15 protein-coding genes are annotated in these 17,534 nt (G+C 68.4%); 11 read left to right on the forward strand and 4 right to left on the reverse strand.

What is annotated here, in order from left to right:
• The first annotated feature begins 169 nt into the window (after positions 1-169).
• The 8 genes from OG219_RS31365 (at position 170) to OG219_RS31400 (ending at position 12,099) form a co-directional block, all read left to right on the forward strand.
• Positions 170-2,425, forward strand: a complete 2,256-nt coding sequence (locus OG219_RS31365) for an ABC transporter family substrate-binding protein (RefSeq protein ID WP_266832140.1) — start codon at positions 170-172, stop codon at positions 2,423-2,425.
• Positions 2,426-2,478: 53 nt separating this feature from the next.
• The gene (locus OG219_RS31370; RefSeq protein ID WP_266832142.1) at positions 2,479-3,138 is read left to right on the forward strand and encodes a hypothetical protein; all 660 of its coding nucleotides are present in this window, start codon (positions 2,479-2,481) and stop codon (positions 3,136-3,138) included.
• Positions 3,139-3,296: 158 nt separating this feature from the next.
• Positions 3,297-5,204 (forward strand): translational GTPase TypA, encoded by a 1,908-nt coding sequence (gene typA, locus OG219_RS31375; protein ID WP_266832144.1) that lies wholly within the window; start codon positions 3,297-3,299, stop codon positions 5,202-5,204.
• Between the two features lie 626 nt (positions 5,205-5,830).
• Positions 5,831-6,859 carry an ABC transporter permease gene (locus tag OG219_RS31380; RefSeq protein WP_266832146.1) on the forward strand — a complete coding sequence of 343 codons (1,029 nt, stop codon included), beginning with the start codon at positions 5,831-5,833 and terminating at the stop codon, positions 6,857-6,859.
• A gap of 102 nt (positions 6,860-6,961) precedes the next feature.
• Positions 6,962-8,758: an ABC transporter substrate-binding protein gene (locus tag OG219_RS31385; RefSeq protein ID WP_266832148.1), complete on the forward strand. Its 1,797-nt coding sequence runs from the start codon at positions 6,962-6,964 to the stop codon at positions 8,756-8,758.
• A gap of 86 nt (positions 8,759-8,844) precedes the next feature.
• Complete coding sequence (locus tag OG219_RS31390) at positions 8,845-9,822, forward strand: ABC transporter permease (RefSeq protein ID WP_266832150.1); 978 nt, start codon at positions 8,845-8,847, stop codon at positions 9,820-9,822.
• Positions 9,823-9,901: 79 nt separating this feature from the next.
• Positions 9,902-10,966: an ABC transporter ATP-binding protein gene (locus OG219_RS31395; RefSeq protein WP_266832152.1), complete on the forward strand. Its 1,065-nt coding sequence runs from the start codon at positions 9,902-9,904 to the stop codon at positions 10,964-10,966.
• Between the two features lie 35 nt (positions 10,967-11,001).
• The gene (locus OG219_RS31400) at positions 11,002-12,099 is read left to right on the forward strand and encodes an ABC transporter ATP-binding protein (RefSeq protein ID WP_266836296.1); all 1,098 of its coding nucleotides are present in this window, start codon (positions 11,002-11,004) and stop codon (positions 12,097-12,099) included.
• Here OG219_RS31400 and OG219_RS31405 read toward each other — a convergent pair.
• Positions 12,047-12,874 carry a class I SAM-dependent methyltransferase gene (locus OG219_RS31405; RefSeq protein ID WP_266832154.1) on the reverse strand — a complete coding sequence of 276 codons (828 nt, stop codon included), beginning with the start codon at positions 12,872-12,874 and terminating at the stop codon, positions 12,047-12,049. The two genes, OG219_RS31400 and OG219_RS31405, sit on opposite strands and share 53 nt — an antisense overlap.
• 99 nt (positions 12,875-12,973) lie before the next feature.
• Between OG219_RS31405 and OG219_RS31410 the strand changes: the two genes are divergently transcribed.
• The 3 genes from OG219_RS31410 to OG219_RS31420 all read left to right on the forward strand — a co-directional run bounded on the left by OG219_RS31410 (position 12,974) and on the right by OG219_RS31420 (position 14,644).
• Positions 12,974-13,606 (forward strand): HAD family phosphatase, encoded by a 633-nt coding sequence (locus tag OG219_RS31410; RefSeq protein ID WP_266832156.1) that lies wholly within the window; start codon positions 12,974-12,976, stop codon positions 13,604-13,606.
• 127 nt (positions 13,607-13,733) lie between these two features.
• Positions 13,734-14,240 carry a DinB family protein gene (locus OG219_RS31415; RefSeq protein ID WP_266832158.1) on the forward strand — a complete coding sequence of 169 codons (507 nt, stop codon included), beginning with the start codon at positions 13,734-13,736 and terminating at the stop codon, positions 14,238-14,240.
• A gap of 11 nt (positions 14,241-14,251) precedes the next feature.
• Positions 14,252-14,644, forward strand: coding sequence for a VOC family protein (locus OG219_RS31420; protein ID WP_266832160.1), 393 nt, complete (start codon positions 14,252-14,254; stop codon positions 14,642-14,644).
• A gap of 12 nt (positions 14,645-14,656) precedes the next feature.
• On the opposite strand, the gene OG219_RS31425 is transcribed toward OG219_RS31420, so the two are convergent.
• From OG219_RS31425 to OG219_RS31435, 3 genes are all read right to left on the reverse strand, one after another.
• Entirely contained in the window at positions 14,657-15,247 is a 591-nt protein-coding gene (locus tag OG219_RS31425) for a Uma2 family endonuclease (RefSeq protein ID WP_266832162.1), read from the reverse strand.
• Positions 15,248-15,414: 167 nt separating this feature from the next.
• Positions 15,415-16,461, reverse strand: coding sequence for an ABC transporter ATP-binding protein (locus OG219_RS31430; protein ID WP_266832164.1), 1,047 nt, complete (start codon positions 16,459-16,461; stop codon positions 15,415-15,417).
• Between the two features lie 26 nt (positions 16,462-16,487).
• Entirely contained in the window at positions 16,488-17,525 is a 1,038-nt protein-coding gene (locus OG219_RS31435; protein ID WP_266832166.1) for an ABC transporter ATP-binding protein, read from the reverse strand.
• Positions 17,526-17,534: the final 9 nt, after the last annotated feature.

The following is a 17,534-nucleotide window of genomic DNA, read 5'->3' on the forward strand; positions in this document are numbered from 1 at the left end:
GGCGCCGGGTTCGTTGCGCCGCACGGGTGGGCTTCCGCCCTCCCACCGCCGTGTCGCCGCCTCCGCCCCGCCCCCCTCCCCTTCAGTGGGCGCATACATCTGATCAGCTCCATATACCGCCAAACGTGATCAGAAGCCGACAGTAGAGCGTCCCCCGGAGGTTGCAGTGATGTCCCACGACGGCGTCGGACTGCGCGCGGTGATGCGCTCGGTCGCGTTTCTCACCGCGGGCGCGCTCGCGGTACCCCTCCTCTCCGCGTGCAGCGAGGAGGACCAGGCGGGCAAGCCGGTCGCAGGGCAGGACATCGCGCCCGCGACCCGCGACCTGATCGCCGACGGCGGCACCCTCCGCTGGGCCGTGGACGCCGTACCGGAGACGCTGAACACGTTCCAGGCGGACGCGGACGCCGCGACGTCGAGGGTCGCCGGCGCCGTACTGCCCTCGATGTACCGGCTCGACCGGAACGGGCGCCCGCAGGTCAACACCGACTACCTGGAGACCGCGAAGGTCGCCGAGCGCGAGCCCAAGCAGGTCGTGCTGTACAAGCTCAACCAGCAGGCGGTCTGGAGCGACGGCCGCGAGATCGGCGCCGCCGACTTCGCCGCCCAGTGGCGCGCCCTGTCCGGCAAGGACACCGCGTACTGGACGGCCCGCAACGCCGGCTACGACCGCATCGAGAAGATCGAGCGCGGCGCCAGCGACCTGGAGGTCAAGGTCACCTTCAGCCGCCCGTACGCCGACTGGAAGTCGCTGTTCTCACCGCTGTACCCGAAGGACGTCATGGGCACCCCGGACTCCTTCAACGACGGCGCGCGCCGGAAACTGAAGGTCACCGCGGGTCCCTTCGCACTGAAGAAGGTCGACCACGAGGACGACAAGGTCACCCTCACCCGCAACCCGCGCTGGTGGGGCCGTCCCACCAAGCTCTCCGAGATCGTGCTGCGCGCCGTCCCCCGCGACGAGCGGGCCGCCGCGCTCGCCGACGACAAGGTCGACCTGGCCGAGATCGACCCCGCCGAGGCCCAGCGGATCACGCTCGCCGCCCGCGACAAGGGCAGCACGCCCCTCCAGGGCCCCGGCGCCGCGCTCACCCCCGCCAAGTCGCTGCGCTCCTGGGCTCTCGCGCACGGCTCCGACGAGGAGGCCGCGGGCGAGGAGATCAGCGCCCGTGAGAAGCGGCGCGAGGCGATGGCGGAGTACGCCGACCAGCAGTCCGCCCTGCGCGGTTTCGTGGTCCGCAAGTCCCTCGAACCCGCCTACACACAGCTCGCCCTCAACGGCTCCGAGGGCCCCCTCGCCGACGAGCGCGTCCGCCGCGCCGTCGCCCGCGCCCTGGACCGCGAGGAACTCGCCAAGGCGGTCCTGGAACCGCTCGGGCTGCCCGCCGTGCCGGTCGGCAGCCACCTCGCGCTCTCGGGCCAGCAGGCGTACGCCGACAACAGCGGCGCCCTCGGCGGGCAGGACACCAAGGAGGCGCAGGCGCTGCTCGCGGACGCCGGGTGGGTGCCCGGCGGGCCGGTCAAGGAGCAGAAGAAGACGGAGAAGGCGGCCGGGTCCGAGGGCGAGCAGGCGGACGCGGACTCCGAGGAAGGCTCCGAGGAGGGCTCCGGCGACGGGACGTACATCGTCGGCGACGACAACAAGCCCTCCGAGGCCGACCGGGAGAAGAAGAAGGACCCCAGGGACCACTCCAAGAAGCAGGCGGGGCAGTACGCGGACGAGCAGGCCGGCAAGCACCTCGACGGCAAGCAGTACGGGCGCAAGGAAGCGAAGCAGGGCGGCGCGCCCGGCGCGTACGCCCCCAAGGGCACGGCCGCCCCGGCGGGCGCCGCGGCCGCCGCGCTCGCCAAGGACGGCAAGCCGCTGACGCTCCGCTTCGTGGTGCCCTCGGGCCCCGGTTCGGAGTCGCTGCGCACCGTCGCCGACCGCATCTCGCGGATGCTGCAGCGCATCGGCATCCGCACGGAGATGACCAGGGTCCCGGACGAGAGCTACTTCAAGGACCACATCGCGTCCGGCGAGTACGACCTGGCGCTGTACTCCTGGCCCGCCTCCGCCTTCCCGGCCACCGACGCCCGCCCGATCTACTCCAAGCCGGTACCGGCGGCCGACGGCTCCCTCACCGTCGAGCAGAACTACACCCGCGTCGGCACCGACCAGGTCGACCAGCTCTTCGACCAGGCCATCGCGACCCTCGACGAGAACGAGGGACGCTCCCTGGTCCGCAAGGCCGACGCCCGCATCTGGGCAGCCGCCGGATCGATTCCCCTCTACCAGCGCCCCCAACTGACAGCCGCCCGAACCAACCTCGCCAACACCGGCGCCTTCGGCTTCCAGACCCCCGTCTACGAGGACATGGGCTTCCTGAGGAAGGGCGCGCGGCCTGCGGAGAAGTCACCGGAGGCGGAGAAGAAGGACAAGTAAAGTGCCCCCGGGCCGGTGATCACCACCGGCCCGGGGGACATCGGGGGACGGCCATGCGCGAGCGCGCTCTCAGAAACACGGCGGCAGGTCTCGCTGCGGCGGCGCTGCTCGTCGGAGCCGCGGGCTGCACGGGCGGCGGGGCCGGTGAGGACAAGCGGGACAAGACCGCGACGTGCACGCAGGGCACGTACGCCTGGTCCGGCATCGAACGTGAGCAGAAGCTGATCGAGCTCGCCGACCCGATCACGCTGAAGACGAGGACGGACTCCGTCTCGGCGGAGCTGAAGCCCGTGAACGGTGTCCGATACAAACCCCGAATGACCTCTACCGCGGCCGGGATCCGCGCCGCGGACGCCATCAAGGCCCTGGGCCGGCACCTCAAGACGGCTGAACCCCTCGCGGACCCCTCGGAGCCGGCCGTGCCGGATGAAACCGGGAGTCTCATCGAGATGAACACCGGGGACCTCAAGGGGTCCTACTACGCGTGGTCGTACATCGGTCTGGTCGAGGCCGACTTCACGTACACCTGCCGGGGCGGTGGCGACGGTGAGCCGGTCAAGGGTCATGTGCTGACGTGGGACGAGCTCGGGCAGGGGTTCTTGACCTGCGGTGATCCTGTGGAGGATGGAGATTTCGCGGCCTCGGGCGCCGCCGCACGCAGCGCCGCCCGGCAGGCCTGCCCCGCCGATTCGTCCGCCGCGAAGACCGCCTGACCACGGGCCCGGCAGCGAGGCCGCAGGCCCTCCCGCACGGGCCCGCGGAGGCCGTCCCTGTCAGGGCCACGTACCATGGGGTAAGGCCGTGGCGTGTTCAGCCCGGCAGGCCCCGCGCAGCGGAGGCCGTCCACTCACTCCGGGAGAAGCGCCTCAATATGGCCACGCGCCACGACATCCGCAACGTTGCCATCGTCGCCCACGTCGACCACGGCAAGACCACTCTGGTCGATGCCATGCTCAAGCAGGCCGGTGCCTTCGCCGCGCACGCCGCCGAGTCGCTCGACGACCGCATGATGGACTCGAATGACCTGGAGCGTGAGAAGGGCATCACGATCCTGGCCAAGAACACGGCCGTGAAGTACCACCCGAAGGATGGCGGCGACGTCATCACGATCAACATCATCGACACCCCCGGCCACGCCGACTTCGGCGGCGAGGTCGAGCGCGGTCTGTCGATGGTGGACGCGGTCGTGCTCCTCGTCGACGCCTCCGAGGGCCCGCTGCCCCAGACCCGCTTCGTGCTGCGCAAGGCGCTGCAGGCCCGCCTGCCCGTCATCCTGTGCATCAACAAGACGGACCGCCCGGACTCGCGCATCGACGAGGTCGTGAACGAGGCGTACGACCTCTTCCTCGACCTGGACGCCGACGAGGAGCAGATCGAGTTCCCGATCGTCTACGCGTGTGCGCGTGACGGCGTCGCCTCGCTGACCAAGCCGGAGAACGGCACCGTCCCGGCCGACAGTGACAGCCTGGAGCCGTTCTTCTCCACGATCCTGTCGCACGTCCCGGCCCCGGAGTACGACGAGGCGGCCCCGCTCCAGGCGCACGTCACCAACCTGGACGCCGACAACTTCCTCGGCCGTATCGCGCTGCTCCGTGTCGAGCAGGGCGAGCTGCGCAAGGGCCAGACCGTCACGTGGATCAAGCGCGACGGCACGATGTCCAACGTGCGCATCACCGAGCTGCTGATGACCGAGGCGCTCACCCGCAAGCCGGCCGAGAAGGCGGGCCCGGGTGACATCTGCGCGGTCGCCGGTATCCCGGAGATCATGATCGGCGAGACCCTCGCCGACCCCGAGAACCCGATCGCGCTGCCGCTCATCACGGTCGACGAGCCGGCCATCTCCATGACCATCGGCACGAACACCTCGCCGATGGTCGGCCGCGGTGCCACCGGCAAGGGCGCGGACGCCAAGGCCGCGGTCAAGGACCGCAAGGTCACCGCCCGCCAGGTCAAGGACCGCCTCGACCGCGAGCTGATCGGTAACGTCTCGCTGCGCGTCCTGGACACCGAGCGCCCCGACGCCTGGGAGGTCCAGGGCCGTGGTGAGCTCGCGCTCGCCATCCTGGTCGAGCAGATGCGCCGCGAGGGCTTCGAGCTGACCATCGGCAAGCCGCAGGTCGTCACCCAGACGATCGACGGCAAGGTCCACGAGCCGGTCGAGCGCATGACGATCGACGTGCCCGAGGAGCACATGGGCGCCGTCACGCAGCTCATGGGCGTCCGCAAGGGCCGCATGGACAACATGTCGAACCACGGCTCGGGCTGGGTCCGCCTGGAGTTCGTCGTCCCCTCCCGCGGCCTCATCGGCTTCCGTACCGAGTTCCTGACCGGTACGCGCGGCACGGGCATCGCCCACTCCATCCACGAGGGCCACGAGCCGTGGTTCGGCACGCTGACGACCCGTAACAACGGTTCGCTGGTCGCCGACCGCTCGGGCGCCGTCACCGCGTTTGCGATGACGAACCTCCAGGAGCGCGGTGTGCTGTTCACCGACCCCGGCACCGAGGTGTACGAGGGCATGATCGTCGGCGAGAACTCGCGCGCCGACGACATGGACGTGAACATCACCAAGGAGAAGAAGCTCACCAACATGCGGTCGGCCGCCGCCGACTCGTTCGAGGCGATCGTCCCGCCGCGCAAGCTCTCCCTGGAGCAGTCGCTGGAGTTCTGCCGCGACGACGAGTGCGTCGAGGTGACCCCGGAAGCCGTTCGCATCCGCAAGGTCGTCCTCGACCAGAAGGAGCGCGGTCGCAGCGCCAGCCGCGCCAAGCACGGCTGATCCTCCGGCCGGTCCAGTACGTCCGGTACGGGATTTGTCCGTACCGACTGAGCCCGGGTTCCCCCATGATGATGGGGGGCCCGGGCTCTTTGCTGCGCAAGATCTAGCCGTCCCGGATACCGCTCGCAACCGGTTTTCCCGTCGCCCGGTGTCCGAAATGCGGTTCATCCCGCCCGATACGCATGTAACAAGTCCGTTTCGCGGGCTTCTCTCTCAGATCATTTTGTCCAGATTTTGGAAGATGTACGCGTCAGCTGTGATGGAACCGAGACCTAAAGGCAGTGGTCGGTATCTGGCTCATGTCAGATAGTTAGCCGCGTAACGCTCGGGTCAATGGGTCATGCGCTGCACGGGGCAGCGCCGACTCACGAGCACAGTGGGGTGCTTGACCCTCCGTCAGGGGTGTCGGAGGTCAAGCAAGAGCCCCTCCTGTCCGTGCACCGGTTGAGTCATGAGGAGGCACAAGATGCCAACTACGCGTGTTCACCTGCGAGTTGTCGCTTGCCGGGCCCTGGCGCCCAGCGACCACTAGGCATACGTCTCTCCTGATCCGCATGGTCCGAACCGTGGCCACCCACACTTTGTGGCGGCCCGCGGTCTCGGCGTACCCATGAAATGGACGAATCATGACCAGTCCGATCGAGATCGAGGGCGCGGAAGCCTCCACCGAGGTCGATGAGAAGGCCGAGCCGAAACGTTCCGAGCAGCCGGAGAAGCTGGAGGGGCGATCGCCCGGCCAGCTGATGTGGCGCCGGTTCAAGCGCGACCGCACCGGTGTGGTCTCCGCGTACGTCGTGCTCTTCTTCTTCCTGATCGCCGCTGTGGCTCCGCTGATCTCGAAGGTGTACGGCAAGAATCCGTACACGCTCTACGGGCAGGAAGACCCCACGCTCCTGAACGACTTCAACATGCCGGCGGGTCCCAACGGCGGCATCACGTCGGAGTACTGGTTCGGGATCGAGCCCACCCTGGGGCGCGATGTGTTCATGCAGCTCCTGTACGGCATGCGCACCTCGCTGTACACGGCGCTCGCAGCGACCGTCGCCATGGTGGTGATGGGCATTGTGATCGGCCTGGTCGGCGGGTACTTCGGCGGCAAGGTGGACTACTGGCTGGGCCGGTTCACGGACTTCATGCTGGCCTTCCCCAACCAGCTGTTCATGATCGCGGCGATGCCCGTGATCACCGTGGTCTTCGTCGCCCCCGACGAGGAGACGCCCACCTACATCCGCACGCTCGCCATCGTCGGCGTGCTGTGGTTCCTCGGCTGGATGGGGCTCTCCCGGCTGATCCGGGCGGTCACCCTGTCGCTGCGCGAGCGGGAGTTCGTCGAGGCCGCGAAGGTCGCCGGCGCCTCCCCGTGGCGGATCATCCGCAAGGAACTGCTGCCCAACCTCGTGACACCGATTCTGGTGCAGGGCACGTACATGCTGCCCAGCACCATCCTCTCGGTCGCGTTTCTCTCTTTCGTCGGCGTCGGTTACACCGAGCCGACCCCCGACTGGGGCCGGATGTTCGCCATCGGGTCGGACATCTACGAACAGGACCCCGTCTACATGTTCTTCCCGGGTGTCGCCATGGTCATCTTCGTCGTGGCGTTCAACCTCCTCGGGGACTCCGTCCGGGATGCGTTCGATCCCAAGACGGGCCGCTGATTCCAGCGAGGGCCGCTGCCACCCGGGAGCCGGCGACGAACCGGCCGTGCACTGCAAGGCAGCACCAGTGATCACTACTCACAGGCAGGTGGACTCAACTCCATGAGCATCCTCAGTTCCCGCAGAGGGCGGACCGCAGTCGCCGCGGTCGCGGTCGGCGCCCTGGCGCTGGCCGGCTGCAGCAGCAGTGACAGCGGCAGCAACAACGACGACAGCAAGCAAAAGGAAGACGCCGCCGCACAGTCCAACGCGGTGAAGATGGGCACCGCCGCGGACTCCACGGGTCCCGCCGAGGAGGTCGCGGGTGCCAAGTCCGGCGGCACCATACAGGTCTACAACGAGACCGACTTCTCGCACCTCGACCCGGCCCAGATCTACGTCAGCGACGGCGGCCTGCTCTCCAAGCTGATCTACCGCGGTCTGACCACGTACGTGGAAGACGGCAAGGGCGGCCTCACCGTCGTCGGCGACCTCGCCACCGACCCGGGCAAGATGACCGACGGCGGCAAGACCTGGACGTTCACGCTGAAGGACGGCGTCAAGGACGAGACCGGTCATGTGATCGACTCGGCCGACGTCCGGCACACCTTCGAGCGGCTCTACGACCCGTTCATCACGGACGGCCCGTCCTACATCCAGCAGTGGCTGTCGGGCACCGGCACCGCCTACCGCGACGCGTACGAGGGTCCGTTCAAGGGCAAGCACCTGCCGGACACCGTGCTGGCCACGCCCGACGCCAAGACCGTCGTCTTCAAGTTCAAGACCGCGCAGCCCGACCTGGCGCAGGCCCTGGCCATGGCCGGCTACTCCATCGTGCCCGAGAAGACGGACACGAAGGAGAAGTACGACACCGACCCGGTCGCCGTCGGCCCGTACAAGATCTCGGAGTTCAAGCCCGGCAAGAGCGTCACGCTGGTCAAGAACACCAACTGGGACCCCAACACGGACCCGATGCGCCACCAGTACGTCGACGGCTTCGACATCGAGGTCAACCACGACGACGAGGACCAGACCAAGACGCTCCTCGCCGACCGCGGCGACGCCAAGAACGCCATCATGATGACCGGCCAGGTCGCCACCACGCAGGTGCAGAAGGTCGTGTCCGACCCCGCGGCGATGAAGCGCACGGTCCAGGGCTACGCGCCGTACGTCTGGCAGCTGAACTTCAACCTGGACCGCATCAAGGACAAGAAGATCCGCGATGCGATCACCTTGGCCATGCCGGCCACCTCGGTCTTCAGGGCCGACGGCGGCAACTACGGCGGTGAGGTCGCCAACAGCCTGATGTCGCCGACCACTCCGGGTTACGACAAGGCGTACGACCCCTTCAACCGGGCCAAGAAGCCCAACGGTGACGTCGCGGCGGCCAAGAAGCTGATCGAGGAAGCCGGCGCCACGGGCAAGAAGGTCGTCTACGCCTACTCCAACACCCCGGTCCGCCAGCAGCAGGCCCTCCTCATCGAGGACGCCCTCACGAAGATCGGCCTGGACGTCCAGAAGAAGGAGATCGACTCCGCCACCTGGTACGAGCAGGTCGGCAAGGTCGACAACGGTCTCGACCTCTACATGACCGGCTGGGGCCAGGACTGGCCGTCCGCCAGCACGGTCTTCCCGCCGCTGTACGACGGCACGCAGATCCAGGACGGTTCGTCGAACTACGCGCACATCAACGACGACCACGTGAACTCCGAGATCGCCCGCATCCAGAAGATCACGGACGCCGCGGAGGCCTCCAAGGCCTGGAACGCCCTCAACCAGTACATCAGCGAGAAGGTCAACCCGGCCGCGCCGATCTACTACACCAAGGTGTTCCAGATCGCCGGCTCCAACATCGGTGGCCTGCGCTACTCCACCGTGACCAGCTACACCGACCCGACTCGGGTCTTCCTCAAGAGCTGACCACGGTCCCGGGGGCGCACTCAGCGGAGTGCGCCCCCGGGTGCTCCTGTCCCTGGCCGCAGCCGTCCTGAGAGCAGCGTTCCGCCATGCTTCGATTCATCCTTCGCCGGACGTTCGGCGCGATGCTCATCCTTCTGCTGATCAGCGTCGTCACGTTCATCATGTATTACGCCATCCCCCAGGACCCGGCGACGCTTTCGTGCGGCAAGAACTGCACTCCGGACGCCCTGGCGATCATCCACAAGAACCTGGGCATGGACGATCCGCTGCCCGTGCAGTACTGGAAGTTCCTCTCCGGCATCTTCGTCGGCCGGGACTTCGCCGTGGGCCACTGCCCCGCACCCTGCTTCGGCATCTCCTTCCGCGACCAGCAGATGGTCTGGGACACGATCATGGACCGCTTCCCGCTGACGCTGTCCCTCACGATCGGCGGACTGGTCGTCTTCCTCATCGTCGGCCTCGGCACCGGCATGATCGCCGCCCGCTTCCGTGGGACCTGGCTGGACAAGTCCGTCAGCACCTTCTCGCTGGTGCTCAGCTCGTTCCAGATCTACTTCCTCGGACCGATCGTCCTTGGCATCTTCGTCTACAGCACGGGCTGGCTCGACAAGCCCAAGTACGTGCCGCTGACCGAGGATCCGTGGGGGTGGTTCATGGGCCTGCTGATCCCCTGGCTCGTGATGTCCGTGATCTTCACCGCCAACTACACGCGTATGGCGCGCTCGACGATGATCGAACAGCTCCAGGAGGAGCATGTGCGCGCGGCCCGCGCGAAGGGCATGGCGGGCAGATACGTCTTCCTGCGGTACGCCTGGCGCGGCTCGCTCATCCCCATCCTCACCATCCTCGGCATGGACCTCTCCGCACTGCTCGGCGGCGCCATCGTCACCGAGTTCACCTTCGGTCTCGCGGGCCTCGGCCGGCTCGCGGTGGAGTCGGTGGTCGGCAAGGACCTGCCGAAACTGATGGGCGTGATGCTGGTCAGTGCCGCGTTCATTCTTCTGCTCAACGTCATCGTGGATGCCCTGTATGCGATTGTCGACCCGCGCATCCGACTGTCGTAGACCTGTAGTTCCGTAGCCCCGTAGTAGCTCTGCCGTAGTCCTGCTCGTCGTCCTGCTCGTAGTACCGGGAGAAACCGCAGTGACCACTCTCACCAAGCCGGAGGACGCGCCGGCTCCCACCGGATCCGACGCGTTCCTCTCGGTCCGCGACCTGCACGTGCGGTTCTCCACGGAGGACGGCGACGTCAAAGCGGTCGACGGTCTCTCCTTCGATCTGGAGCGCGGTACGACCCTCGGCATCGTCGGCGAGTCCGGGTCCGGGAAGTCCGTCACCAACCTGACCATCCTGGGCCTGCACAGCCCGCTGAACACCACCGTCGACGGCGAGATCGTCCTCGACGGCAAAGAGCTGACCACCGCCACGGAGAGCGAGTTGGAGAAGCTCCGCGGCAACAAGATGGCGATGATCTTCCAGGACGCGCTGACCGCCCTTTCGCCGTACCACACGGTCGGGCGGCAGATCGGCGAGCCGTTCCGCAAGCACACCGGGGCCTCCAAGAGGGAGGCGAAGGCGCGGGCGATCGAGATGCTGACGAAGGTCGGCATCCCGCACGCCAAGGAGCGGGTGGACGACTATCCGCACCAGTTCTCGGGCGGTATGCGCCAGCGCGTGATGATCGCGATGTCCCTGGTCTGCAACCCGGATCTGCTGATCGCCGACGAGCCGACGACGGCCCTCGACGTGACCGTGCAGGCGCAGATCCTGGACCTCCTGAAAGACCTCCAGCAGGAGTTCGGCTCCGCCATCATCATGATCACCCACGATCTCGGGGTGGTCGCGAACATGGCGGACGACCTGCTGGTGATGTACGCGGGCCGGGCGGTGGAGCGCGGCACGGTCCGCGAGGTGCTCAAGTCCCCGCAACACCCGTACACCTGGGGACTGCTGGGGTCCATGCCGCGCCTCACGGCGAACGTCGACGAACCGCTGACCCCCATTCCGGGCGCGCCCCCGTCGCTGCTGAACCCGCCTTCGGGGTGCCCGTTCCATCCGCGGTGCACCTTCACGGGTGAGGTCGAGGGCTCCGACCGGTGTGTGGACATACGGCCCGAACTTCCGGTGGGGCGTGGCTCGGCCTGCCATCTGACGCCGGACCAGAAGAGCCACATCTTCACCGACACGATTCGGCCCAGGCTGGGCTGAGGGGACTTACTGTGAGCGACGAGAAAACCGCGGTCGTGACCGACGCGATCCCCGGGCAGCGGGAAGAGACACGTGAACCGCTGCTGAGTGTCACCGACTTGAAGAAGCACTTCCCGGTGAAGGGAGGCTTCCCGATCAAGCGAACGGTCGGCGCCGTCCAGGCCGTGGACGGGGTCTCCTTCGACGTGTTCCCCGGCGAAAGCCTGGGCCTGGTGGGCGAGTCCGGCTGCGGCAAGTCCACCACCGGACGGCTGCTGACCCGGCTCCTTGAGCCGACCGACGGCACGATCTCCTACCGCGGGAAGGACATCAGCCGCTCCACCCGGCGCCAGCTCCGTCCGATCCGCTCCGAGATCCAGATGATCTTCCAGGACCCGTACGCCTCCCTGAACCCCCGCCAGACGGTCGGCACGATCATCTCCGCCCCGATGGAGATCAACGGCGTCAATCCGCCGGGCGGGCGCGAGGCCCGGGTGCGGGAGCTCCTGGAGACCGTCGGCCTCAACCCCGAGCACTACAACCGCTTCCCGCACGAGTTCTCCGGCGGACAGCGGCAACGTATCGGCGTGGCAAGGGCGTTGGCGCTCGCTCCCAAGCTGATCGTGGCGGACGAGCCGGTGTCCGCGCTGGACGTGTCGATCCAGGCGCAGGTCGTGAACCTGCTCCAGGAGGTCCAGCGGGAGATGGGCATCGCGTTCGTCTTCATCGCCCACGACCTCGCGATCGTGCGGCACTTCTCGCAGCGCGTCGCGGTCATGTACCTCGGCAAGATCGTGGAGATCGCCGACCGTACGTCGCTGTACACCGGCCCGCGCCACCCGTACACCCACGCACTGATGTCGGCCGTCCCCGACGCCGACATCGACGCCGAGAAGAAGGAACGCATCCGCCTCGAGGGCGACGTGCCTTCCCCCATCAACCCGCCGTCCGGCTGCCGCTTCCGCACCCGCTGCTGGAAGGCGCAGGACAAGTGCGCGCAGGAGGAGCCGCCGCTGGTCCGCCTTTCGGGCAATGCCGAGGGGCATTTGACGGCATGTCACTTCCCGGAGGACCCGACGATCGGGGCCCGCGCAGAGGACATCATCCTGGATCCGGCGCTGGCGGCGCTTGAGGACGAGATCGCGAAGGACTGAGGAGACCGTGGCCCGTCGGACGGGCCACGGTGATGATCTCCGGGGCGGTGGGGGTGAGCGGCCCCCGCCCCCAGTCCCCGAACCGTTCGGCCACGGCGAAGCCCGCCTCGGTGAGGAACCCGTCGAGCGCGTCCGGGCCCAGGAACCGCAGAGTGCTGCTGCTGACCCGCGGCTGCTCCCACCCCGGGTGGTCGAAGGTCTCGGTGAACGTGACACGGTCCCCGGCCTCGGGTGTCTCGACCTCGTGCCAGACGCGTACGACATCGCCGTGGGCGTCCGTCACCTCGCGGACGTGCTCCGGAGTCCACCGCTCCCAGGCGCGGGCGGCGGGGTTGCGGGTCTCGAAGACGAACCGGCCGTCGTCGGACAGGGCCTGGCGGATCGCGGCCAGGGCGCCGCGTAACTCCTCATCACCCAGCAGTACTTGAAACGCGTGGCCGGTCATCACGACCAGGTCGAACTCCCGCTCCCAGTGGGTCGCGGCGAGATCGCCGAGCACCCACTCGACGGGCGCACCGCCGGAGTCCTCTGCGTCGGTCCGGGCCCGCCGTCGCGCCTGGACCAGCATGGCCGCGGCGGGATCGAGCCCGCAGAGCCGCCCCTCGTGCCCGGCCTCCAGAGCCCGCCCGAGCAACCGCCCCGTGCCGCACCCGACATCGAGCACGGACCGCGCGGACAGCACAAGGTCCAGGTAGAAGTCGTCACTTCGCCCCCACGGATTGAGGGCGTCGTACAGGGCGGCCAGTGAGAGGTCACTGAACGAACGGTCAGCCATCGCAGCAGTCTCTCAGCCCGTAGGCTCGCTCGAACCACTGATGGGGACACTCGCGGCGGCTCGCGAGGCTGCCGGTAACTACCGGGAGGAGTGCGGGAGTTGGAAGAGAGTGCGGTGGTGGCCGTCCTCTTCGACGTGGACGGTGTACTGATCGACACCGCGGAAGCGCACGGACGGGTCTGGCGCGCCTGGGCGCGGCTGCGGGGGCTGGACCCCGAGGAGGTCTGGGGGGCCACGCAGGGCCGACGCCGGACGGACATCCTCCGGCTGCTGGCCCCGGAGCTGGATCCCGCCGGGGAACACCGGGTCCTGGACCGGCTGATGGCCGTCGAGGAACCCGGGATCCGTGCCTTCGACGGCGCCGCCGCGCTGCTGCGGTCCCTGCCGCCACACCGGTGGGCGGTCGTCACCTCCAGCCGTGCGCAGCCCACCGCGGCCCGCCTCGCCCGTACCGGGCTGCCCGTTCCCGCGGTGCGGATCTGCGCCGAGGACGTCTCCGAGGGCAAGCCCTCGCCGGAGGGTTACCTCGCCGCCGCCGCACGGCTGGCCGTCGATCCGGCCCACTGCGTGGTCGTCGAGGACTCGCCCCCGGGTGTCGAGGCGGGGCTTGCCGCCGGCTGCACGGTGTACGCCGTCGCCTCCACGCACCGGCCCGCGGAACTGGGCCGTGCCCACGCCTGCTTTCCCTCGCTGTCGGAGGCGGGGCGGGCGCTGACCGTCGTACGCCGGTAGGGAGGCGCTGACCGCCGTACGCCGATGGGAAGGTGCTGACCGCCGTACGCCGATGGGAAGGGAGCCGGCCGGACGACGGCCGTTAATGGCTCGACATCGAACGGGCGACCGGGGATGCTTCACCCCGATGACGACGCGAACAGATACGCCTCCCGCCTGGGACGAGCGCACACAGTTGGCCACCTTCCTCGACTACGTCCGTGCCACGGCCCACGCCAAGTGCGAGGACGTCTCCGCGGAGGACGCCCGCAAGGCCCCGCTGCCGGGCTCTCCGCTGATGACCCTGTGCGGACTGATCAACCACCTTCGCTGGGTCGAGTACTACTGGTTCCAGGTGGTGTTCCTCGGCGAGGAGGACGAGGGTCCCTGGACGGACGAGGACCCCGACCGTGAGATGCGCATCGCCGTCGACATCCCGCTGGCGGACCTGCTCGCCCAGTACGAGGAACAGTGCGTGCGCTACCGCCTGTTGGTGGCCGAGCACGACCTCGACGCCACGGCCAAGCGTGTCCGGCGTGAAGGGCGCGCCGTCGACCTCCGCTGGATCATCCTCCACCTGATCGAGGAGACGGCCCGGCACAACGGCCACCTCGACATCCTGCGCGAACTGGCCGACGGCCGGACCGGCGACTAGACCACCAGACCATGGGAGAGACAGGGTTGTTGAACCCCACCATCCGCACCCTCACCTTCGACTGCACCGGAGATCCGTACGATCTCGGCCTCTTCTGGAGCGAGTTGCTCGGCCGCCCACTGGCCGACGACGACAAGCCCGGCGACCCGGAGGCCGTGATCCGGGACCCGTCCGGCGGACCGACCCTCCTCTTCGTACACGTCCCGGAGGGCAAGGCCGCCAAGAACCGCGTCCACCTGGACCTGGAGCCGCACGGCCGGACCCGGGCGGCGGAGGTCACCCGTGCCCTCGCCCTCGGCGCCCGCCGGATAGCCGACCACACCCGCCCGGACGGCGGCGGCTGGGTGGTCCTCGCGGATCCCGAGGGCAACGAATTCTGTGTGGAGCGGGGGGAGTTGGGCTGAGGACGGCGCCACCTAGGGGTGGTTGCCGCCCGCGCCTGCCTTCCCGTAGCGGCGGAAGGCGCCGGTCTCCACCGTCCACGGGCCGAACGGCACGGTGTCGCCGAAGATGTACGGGTCCTTGTGCTGGTATCGGTCCTTGCACGGGGCGGAGTGCACCTCGATGGTGCCCGTACGGGGGTCGACGATCATGTAGTGGGCGATGCCCATGGCTGGGTACTCGGCGAGTTTCTCGCCGTAGTCGGTGTCCGGATTGGATGGCGAGACGATCTCGATGACTGCCAGTACCTGTGTGGCATCGACGGCGAGACCCTCTTCGTCGAGAACGTCCTCGGGGATGACGACGGCGTCCGGGCGCCGCATGCGGCCGATCGCGGGGTGCTCGATTTCAGGGCCGTTCTCGCAGACGTAGCCGGGGTGGGTGGCGGGGAGCTGCTCGTTGAGCTGGTTACGGATGCGACGGACCGTGCCCTCATGGCGCTTCGAGGGGCTCATCATCGCGAGGAACGGTCCGGAGGGCCCGATTTCGACCTCCCAGGATCCCTCGAGGTGCTCGGCGTACGCCGTGAGCTCCTCGGCGATCGCGCGCATCTTCGCGTAGTCCATGACTTCAGAGTAGCGAGGTCTATGCGCCCCGCCCCGGCCAAGACGAAGGCCCGCACCCGGAAGAGGGTGCGGGCCTTCGTTCCCCGGGGACCGGAAGTTCGTCTGCTCGGGTCAATGGGCCGGCGAAGATCGGGTCCCGTGGGTCATGGGCTGACGAATGGGGTGTGTCAGGCCGTGACCTCGGGGTCCTTGGCGAGGCGGGGAGCCGGGACGGTCTCCTTGACCTCGGGGTAGTGGCAGGCCGTCAGGTGGCCCGTGCTGCTGCCGCCGATCTGCACCAGCGTCGGGGCCTCCGTCGCGCACTTGTCCGTCGCCTTCCAGCAGCGGGTGCGGAAGCGGCAGCCGGACGGCGGGTTGATGGGGGAGGGCACGTCGCCGGTGAGGCGGATGCGGTCGCGGGCCGGGGTGTCGTCCGCCCTGGCCTCGGGGACGGCGGAGAGCAGTGCGCGCGTGTACGGGTGGCGCGGGTTGTCGTACAGGTCCTCGCGGTTGGCGATCTCGACGATCTTGCCGAGGTACATGACCGCGACGCGCTGCGAGAAGTGCCGGACGATCGCGAGGTCGTGGGCGATGAAGACGAACGCGATGCCCAGGTCCCGCTGGAGCTCCTGGAGCAGGTTCACGACCTGCGCCTGGATCGACACGTCGAGCGCCGAGACCGGCTCGTCCGCCACGATCAGCTTCGGCTCCAGGGCCAGCGCGCGGGCCACGCCGATGCGCTGGCGCTGTCCGCCGGAGAACTCGTGCGGGAAGCGGTTGTAGTGCTCGGGGTTGAGGCCGACGGTCTCAAGCAGCTCGCGTACGCGCTTCTCTCGGCCGCCCGCCGGGTTGATGCCGTTGACCTCCATCGGACCCGAGATGATCTTGCCGACCGTGTGCCTCGGGTTCAGCGAGGCGTACGGGTCCTGGAAGATCATCTGGATCTCGGAGCGGACCGGCGCGAGCTGCTTGCGGTTCGCGTGCGTGATGTCCTGGCCGCGGTACTTGATCGTGCCGGCCGTCGGCTCCAGGAGCCGCGTGATCAGCCGGCCCGTCGTCGACTTGCCGCAGCCGGACTCACCGACCAGGCCCAGGGCCTCGCCCTCGGCCACCTGGAAGTCCAGCCCGTCCACGGCCTGGACCGCACCCACCGTCCGGCGGATGGGGAAACCACCCTTGATCGGGAAGTGCTTGGTCAGACCGGTGACGTCCAGGAGGGGGTTCGTTTTGCTCATGATCGTGAAATCCCGTCAGGTGTACGTCAGTTGGACCGGCTGCCGGCGAAGTCGGCGAAGAAGTCGCGGCGCTGGTCGGCGGTCAGGTGGCAGGCGGAGCCTCGTCCGTCCGTGATCTCGAGAACGGGGCGCTCGGAGGAGCAGCGCCCGTCCGCGACCTTCTCGGTGAAGCCGCACCGGGGGTGGAACCGGCAGCCGGTCGGCGGGTTCAGCAGCGAGGGCGGCGAGCCCGGGATCGGCGACAGCGGGACGTCGACCGGACCGTCCAGTGTCGGCATCGAGCTGAGCAGACCCCAGGTGTACGGGTGCTGCGGCGCGCGCAGCACCTCCTTCTTGGTCCCGCGCTCCACGCACCGGCCGCCGTACATCACCAGCACCTCGTCCGCGATGTCCGCGATGACACCGAGGTCGTGGGTGATGAAGATGATCGCCGTGCCGAACTCCTTCTGGAGGTCCTTGAGGAGGTCCATGATCTGGGCCTGCACGGTGACGTCGAGGGCGGTGGTGGGCTCGTCCGCGATCAGCAGTTCCGGGTCGCAGACCAGCGCCATCGCGATCATCGCGCGCTGGCGCATACCGCCGGAGAACTGGTGCGGGTAGTCGTCCACGCGTACGTCGGGCTGCGGGATGCCGACGCGGGTCAGCATCTCGATGGCCCGCGCCCTGGCCTCCTTCTTGGAGCAGCCGGTGTGCTTGCGGTACGTCTCACCGATCTGCCTGCCGATGGTGTGGTACGGCGACAGCGAGGTCAGCGCGTCCTGGAAGATCATCGACATCTTGTTGCCGCGCAGCTTCTCCAGGGTCTTCTCCGGAGCGCCGTTCAGCTCCTGGCCGTCGAGGGTGATGGAGCCCTCGACGGTCGTGCTGTCCGGGTTGTGCAGCCCCAGGATGGTCAGGTTGGTGACCGACTTGCCGGAGCCCGACTCGCCCACGATGCCCAGCGTCTTGCCGCGTACGAGGTCGAAGGAGAGACCGTCGACGGCCTTGACGGTGCCGTCCTCGGTCGAGAAGTGCACCTTCAGGTCCTTGACGGACAGGAAGGGCTGCTGGTCGGTGCTCGTCACGGGGACGCT

It is taken from the genome of Streptomyces sp. NBC_00038 (assembly GCF_026343635.1).
Lineage (GTDB): Bacteria > Actinomycetota > Actinomycetes > Streptomycetales > Streptomycetaceae > Streptomyces.